Raw genomic sequence first — 6,117 nt, forward strand, 5'->3', positions numbered from 1 at the left:
TGGCTGGCGCGATGGCAGCCGCAGCAACGACCCCAACCAGCTGATGGTCGGCGTGGCCAAGGCCATGACCGATGCCGAGGTCAAGGCGATTGCCGAATACTTCGCCACGCCCACCCCTGCGGAGGTCAAGCCATGAGAGCGCTGATGCCAACCCTGTTGCTTGCCGCCATCGGCAATGCATTTGCCTCGCCCATCGCCATGGAAGACCAGTCCCAACTGAAGGTCCCTGGTGCCCAGGCAACCCCGCAATTCGTGCCGCCCGCCGAAAGCGAGCTCCCGGACAACGCCTTCGGCAAGATGGTGCGTGAAGGCCATGCGCTGTTTGTCGATACCCGTCGGTTGATGCCCGAGGCCGTCGGCAACGGCCTCAATTGCAGCAACTGCCACCTCGATCAGGGGCGTCAGGCGCATTCCGCGCCGATGTGGGGCGCGTACCCGATGTATCCGGCGTATCGCAAGAAAAATGACAAGGTCAACACCTATGCCGAGCGCATCCAGGGGTGCTTCCAGTTCAGCATGAACGGCAAGCCGCCGGCGGCGGACAGCCCGCAGATGACCGCGTTGTCGGTCTATGCCTACTGGCTGTCGAGCAAAGCCCCCACCGGTGTGGAGATTGCCGGCCGCGGTTATCCCGATGTGCCTCAACCCAAGGGCGGTTACGACTTCAAGCGGGGCCAGCAGGTCTACAAGGAGCAATGCGCCATTTGCCACGGCGACAACGGGGAAGGGCAGAAAGTGGCCGATGACTATGTGATGCCACCGCTGTGGGGGAAGGACTCCTATAACTGGGGCGCGGGTATGCACCGCATCAACACGGCGGCGTCGTTCATCAAGTACAACATGCCGCTGGGCAAGCCGGGGAGCTTGAGCGACCAGCAGGCCTGGGACGTGGCCGCCTGGATCAATCGCCATGAGCGGCCCCAGGACCCTCGCCTGGTGGAAGGCTCGATCGAGAAGACCCGGGTGAAGTTTCACGCCAACGACGGCGTCAACCTGTATGGCCAGCAAGTCGAGGGTGTGTTGATCGGGCGCGGAACCGGTAGTTGAGGGGTTGGCGTGCCCTCACGGTGAGCAGCGCGGCCCCTGCCAAGGGATGGGGCTGCGCCTGCTGGCAACCTCTGCCGGTCGTGAATTTTACCTTCCGCCGGAACTATCTACACTGGGTTGTCTCTATGTTGGCACCGGTCGGCCACAGGCGGGGGCATTGTAAGGTGACTGCCGCCTGATTAGACTGCGCCGAACTCCACAGGCCCAGCCTTTGTTTAAGGACGTATATGATCAAAAAATGCTTGTTCCCGGCAGCCGGTTACGGCACCCGCTTCCTGCCTGCTACCAAAGCCATGCCCAAGGAAATGCTGCCAGTGGTCAACAAGCCACTGATCCAGTATGGCGTGGAAGAGGCGCTGGACGCCGGCCTGAACGAGATTTCCATCGTCACCGGCCGCGGCAAGCGTGCGCTGGAAGACCACTTCGACATCAGCTATGAGCTGGAAAACCAGATCAAGGGCACCGACAAGGAAAAGTACCTGGTCGGCATCCGTCGCCTGCTGAACGAGTGCTCGTTCTCCTACACCCGCCAGACCGAAATGAAAGGCTTGGGCCACGCCATTCTGACGGGCCAGCCGCTGATCGGTGACGAACCGTTCGCCGTGGTGCTGGCGGATGACCTGTGCGTCAACCCGGAAGGCGACGGCGTGCTGACCCAGATGGTCAAGCTGTACAACCAGTTCCGCTGCTCGATCATCGCCATCCAGGAAGTCGATCCGCAGGAAACCAACAAGTACGGCGTCATTGCCGGCGACATGATCCGCGACGACATCTTCCGTGTGACCAACATGGTCGAGAAGCCGGCCCCGGAAGACGCGCCGTCGAACCTGGCGATCATCGGCCGTTACATCCTGACCCCGGATATCTTCGATATCATCAGGAACACCCCGCCGGGCAAAGGTGGCGAGATCCAGATCACCGACGCACTGATGCAGCAAGCACAGAACGGCTGTGTGATTGCCTACAAGTTCAAGGGCAAGCGCTTCGACTGCGGTGGTGCGGAAGGCTACATCGACGCCACCAACTTCTGCTTCGAGAACTACTACAAGACCGGCAAGGCGTACTGATTCGCCACAGCCGGTTGAAAAAGCCACCCTTCGGGGTGGCTTTTTTGTTTGCAGACGGCAACGGCGGTATGCTGAGCGCCAGCCAAGGAGACTGAATACATGGCCTACGATTTTGATCTGTTCGTGATTGGCGCCGGTTCCGGCGGTGTGCGTGCGGCGCGTTTCGCCGCGGGCTTTGGTGCGAAAGTGGCGGTGGCCGAGAGCCGCTACCTGGGTGGCACTTGCGTCAACGTCGGCTGCGTGCCGAAGAAACTGCTGGTGTATGGCGCCCATGTTGCCGATGAGCTGGAGCAGGCTGCCGGCTTCGGCTGGACCCTCGAAGAAGGGCATTTCGACTGGGGCACGCTGATCGCCAACAAGAACCGCGAGATCGAACGCCTCAATGGCATCTATCGCAACTTGCTGGTCAACAGCGGCGTGACCTTGCTGCAAGGCCATGCGCGTATCACCGGGGCCAACGAAGTGGAGGTGGACGGCCAACGCTACAGCGCCGAGCACATCCTCATCGCCACCGGGGGCTGGCCGCAGGTGCCGGACATTCCGGGCAAGGAGCTGGCCATCACCTCCAACGAGGCCTTCTACCTGAAGGATCTGCCACGCCGGGTGCTGGTGGTGGGCGGTGGCTACATCGCCGTCGAGTTCGCCGGCATCTTCCAGGGGCTGGGCGCTGCGACCACCTTGCTGTACCGCGGCGACCTGTTCCTGCGCGGCTTTGACGGCTCGGTCCGCACCCACCTGAAGGAAGAGCTGGAGAAGCGCGGCCTGGACCTGCAGTTCAATGCCGACATCCAGCGCATCGACAAGCTCGACGACGGCAGCCTCAAGGCTACCCTCAAGGATGGCCGCGAGCTGTTGGCCGACTGCGTGTTCTATGCCACCGGCCGACGACCGATGCTCGACGACCTGGGCCTGGAAAACACCGGTGTGGAGCTGGACGAGCGCGGCTTCATCCGGGTCGACGACCAGTACCAGACCACCGCGCCGTCGATCCTCGCCATTGGCGATGTGATCGGCCGTGTGCAGCTCACCCCGGTCGCCCTGGCCGAAGGCATGGCCGTGGCGCGCCGGTTGTTCAAGCCCGAGCAGTACCGCCCGGTGGACTACCAGAACATCCCCACGGCGGTGTTCAGCCAGCCGCCGATCGGCACCGTGGGCCTGACCGAGGAGCAGGCGTTGCAGGCCGGGCACAAGGTGCAGATCTTCGAAAGCCGCTTCCGCGCGATGAAGCTGACCCTCACCGACATTCAGGAGAAGACCCTGATGAAGCTGGTGGTGGATGCCGAGACCGACAAGGTGCTGGGCTGCCACATGGTCGGGCCGGATGCGGGTGAGATCGTCCAGGGCCTGGGCGTGGCCCTCAAGGCCGGTGCGACCAAGCAGCAGTTCGACGAAACCATTGGCGTGCACCCGACGGCGGCGGAAGAGTTCGTCACCATGCGCACCGTTACGCGCTAAACCTCACTGGCCTCATCGCCGGCAAGCCGGCTCCCACAGGGATGTGCGAATACCTGTGGGAGCCGGCTTGCCGGCGATGAGGCCCTGAAATCCCCTCGCAATCCTTTGCTCAGCGCAATCCCTTCTATTAATAAACCTCGGCTATAGCCAAAACCAATCGCGAGCATGAGGTTTACCAATGAGCCTTTAGGGCGACCAGCGGTTAGGATTCTCTCCATCAAATGTTTCCAACCCCATGAAGGAGCGTCTCTCATGCCTATCATCAACAGCCAAGTCAAACCGTTCAACGCCACCGCCTTCCACAACGGCGAATTCGTTCAGGTAAGCGAAGCCGACCTGAAGGGCAAGTGGTCCGTCGTGTTCTTCTACCCGGCCGACTTCACCTTCGTCTGCCCGACCGAGTTGGGTGACCTTGCTGACAACTACGCCGAATTCCAGAAGCTGGGCGTGGAAATCTACGGTGTGTCGACCGACACCCACTTCACCCACAAAGCCTGGCACGACACCTCGGACACCATCGGCAAGATCAAGTACCCGCTGATCGGTGACCCGACCCACGTCATCTCGCGCAACTTCGACGTGCTGATCGAAGAAGCCGGTCTGGCCGATCGCGGTACCTTCGTGATCAACCCGGAAGGCCAGATCAAGATCGTCGAAATCAACGACGGTGGTGTAGGCCGCGACGCCAGCGAGCTGCTGCGCAAGGTCAAGGCTGCCCAGTACGTGGCTGCCCACCCAGGCGAAGTCTGCCCGGCCAAGTGGAAAGAAGGCGAAGCCACCCTGGCTCCATCGCTGGACCTGGTCGGCAAGATCTAAGACCGTGCGCCAGTCGTGGGCGGTGAGCAGCCGCCAAAGCTGAAGTACTTACCGCCCCGTCAAACGCCCGGGCGACTCTGCCTGGGCGTTTTTGTATCTGAAGTTTGAAAAAAAGGAATCGCCCGTATGTTGGACGCCACGCTTAAATCGCAACTGAAAACCTACCTGGAGCGGGTCACCCAGCCGATCGAGATCGTTGCTTCCCTCGACGACGGCGCGAAGTCCCGCGAATTGCACGACCTGCTGGTGGAAATCGCCGGCCTGTCGAACCTCATTACCCTGCGCGCGGATGGTGATGACGCCCGTCGTCCATCGTTCTCGCTCAATCGCCCTGGGGCTGCCCTTGATGGCAACGGCATCAGCCTGCGCTTTGCCGGTATCCCCATGGGCCATGAATTCACCTCCCTGGTGCTGGCGCTGCTGCAAGTCGGCGGCCACCCGTCCAAGGCCAGCAGCGAGGTCATCGAGCAGATCCAGGCACTGGAAGGCGAATTCACCTTCGAAACCTACTTCTCGCTGTCGTGCCAGAACTGCCCGGACGTGGTCCAGGCGCTGAACCTGATGGCGGTGCTCAACCCCAACGTGCGCCACGTGGCCATCGACGGTGCGCTGTTCCAGGACGAAGTCGAATCGCGCAAGATCATGGCGGTGCCGAGCATCTACCTGAATGGCGAAGTGTTCGGTCAGGGCCGCATGGGCCTGGAAGAGATCCTCGGCAAGATCGACACCAACGCCGGCGCCCGCCAGGCCGAGAAGATCAACGCCAAGGACGCCTTCGACGTGCTGGTGGTCGGCGGTGGTCCCGCTGGCGCCTCGGCAGCGATCTACGCTGCGCGTAAAGGCATCCGTACCGGTGTCGCTGCCGAACGCTTCGGCGGGCAGGTGCTCGATACCCTGGCCATCGAGAACTTCATCTCGGTGCAGGAAACCGAGGGGCCGAAACTGGCCACGGCGCTGGAAGAGCACGTCAAGCAGTACGACGTCGACATCATGAACCTGCAGCGCGGCGAAGCGCTGATTCCGGCCACCGATGGCGGCCTGCATGAAGTACGCCTGGCCGGCGGTGCCTCGCTCAAGGCCAAGACCGTGATCCTGGCCACCGGTGCCCGCTGGCGGGAAATGAACGTGCCGGGCGAGCAGGAGTACCGTGCCCGGGGCGTGGCCTACTGCCCGCACTGCGACGGCCCGCTGTTCAAGGGCAAGCGCGTGGCGGTGATCGGCGGCGGCAACTCCGGCGTGGAAGCGGCCATCGACCTGGCCGGTATCGTTGCCCAGGTGACGCTGATCGAGTTCGACAGCCAGCTGCGCGCCGATGCGGTGTTGCAACGCAAGCTGCACAGCCTGCCCAACGTCAAGGTCATCACCAGCGCGCTGACCACCGAAGTGGTTGGCAATGGCGAGAAGGTGACGGGGTTGCGCTACAAGGATCGCACCACTGATGAGGTGCATGACCTGGCGCTGGAAGGCATCTTCGTGCAGATCGGCCTGCTGCCGAACACGGATTGGCTCAAGGGCACGGTCGAGCTGTCGCCACGCGGCGAGATCATTGTCGATGCCAGGGGCGCGACCAATATCCCCGGCGTGTTTGCCGCGGGTGACGTGACCACGGTGCCGTACAAGCAGATCGTCATTGCCGTGGGCGAGGGTGCCAAGGCATCGCTTGCAGCGTTCGATCATTTGATTCGGACTTCGGCGCCGGCGTAAGCCTGTTCCGGCCCAATCGCCGGCAAGC

The 6,117-nt window shown here is 62.4% G+C and carries 6 protein-coding genes; all 6 read left to right on the forward strand.

Annotated elements, in window-relative coordinates:
• A partial coding sequence (locus PMI38_RS03095) for a c-type cytochrome (protein WP_008090534.1) occupies window positions 1–136 on the forward strand: 136 nt, incomplete at its 5' end.
• Window positions 133–1,047 carry a c-type cytochrome gene (locus PMI38_RS03100; protein ID WP_008090536.1) on the forward strand — a complete coding sequence of 305 codons (915 nt, stop codon included), beginning with the start codon at window positions 133–135 and terminating at the stop codon, window positions 1,045–1,047. The genes PMI38_RS03095 and PMI38_RS03100, both read left to right, overlap by 4 nt.
• 227 nt (window positions 1,048–1,274) lie before the next feature.
• Window positions 1,275–2,114, forward strand: a complete 840-nt coding sequence (gene galU / locus PMI38_RS03105) for a UTP--glucose-1-phosphate uridylyltransferase GalU (protein WP_008090538.1) — start codon at window positions 1,275–1,277, stop codon at window positions 2,112–2,114.
• Between the two features lie 99 nt (window positions 2,115–2,213).
• The gene (gene gorA / locus PMI38_RS03110; RefSeq protein ID WP_008090541.1) at window positions 2,214–3,569 is read left to right on the forward strand and encodes a glutathione-disulfide reductase; all 1,356 of its coding nucleotides are present in this window, start codon (window positions 2,214–2,216) and stop codon (window positions 3,567–3,569) included.
• Between the two features lie 252 nt (window positions 3,570–3,821).
• Complete coding sequence (ahpC, locus tag PMI38_RS03115; protein WP_008090543.1) at window positions 3,822–4,385, forward strand: alkyl hydroperoxide reductase subunit C; 564 nt, start codon at window positions 3,822–3,824, stop codon at window positions 4,383–4,385.
• 126 nt (window positions 4,386–4,511) lie between these two features.
• On the forward strand, window positions 4,512–6,089 hold the full coding sequence (gene ahpF / locus PMI38_RS03120) for an alkyl hydroperoxide reductase subunit F (protein WP_008090545.1): 1,578 nt from the start codon (window positions 4,512–4,514) through the stop codon (window positions 6,087–6,089).
• Window positions 6,090–6,117: the final 28 nt, after the last annotated feature.

The sequence above is a fragment of the Pseudomonas sp. GM84 genome, assembly GCF_000282535.1.
Taxonomy (GTDB): domain Bacteria; phylum Pseudomonadota; class Gammaproteobacteria; order Pseudomonadales; family Pseudomonadaceae; genus Aquipseudomonas.

What these genes read in the sequence shown, in the direction of transcription:
- PMI38_RS03100 (WP_008090536.1), top strand. Translation starts at nt 133, where the DNA reads ATGAGAGCGCTGATGCCAACCCTGTTGCTTGCCGCCATCGGCAATGCA.
- galU (WP_008090538.1), top strand. Translation starts at nt 1,275, where the DNA reads ATGATCAAAAAATGCTTGTTCCCGGCAGCCGGTTACGGCACCCGCTTC.
- gorA (WP_008090541.1), top strand. Translation starts at nt 2,214, where the DNA reads ATGGCCTACGATTTTGATCTGTTCGTGATTGGCGCCGGTTCCGGCGGT.
- ahpC (WP_008090543.1), top strand. Translation starts at nt 3,822, where the DNA reads ATGCCTATCATCAACAGCCAAGTCAAACCGTTCAACGCCACCGCCTTC.
- ahpF (WP_008090545.1), top strand. Translation starts at nt 4,512, where the DNA reads ATGTTGGACGCCACGCTTAAATCGCAACTGAAAACCTACCTGGAGCGG.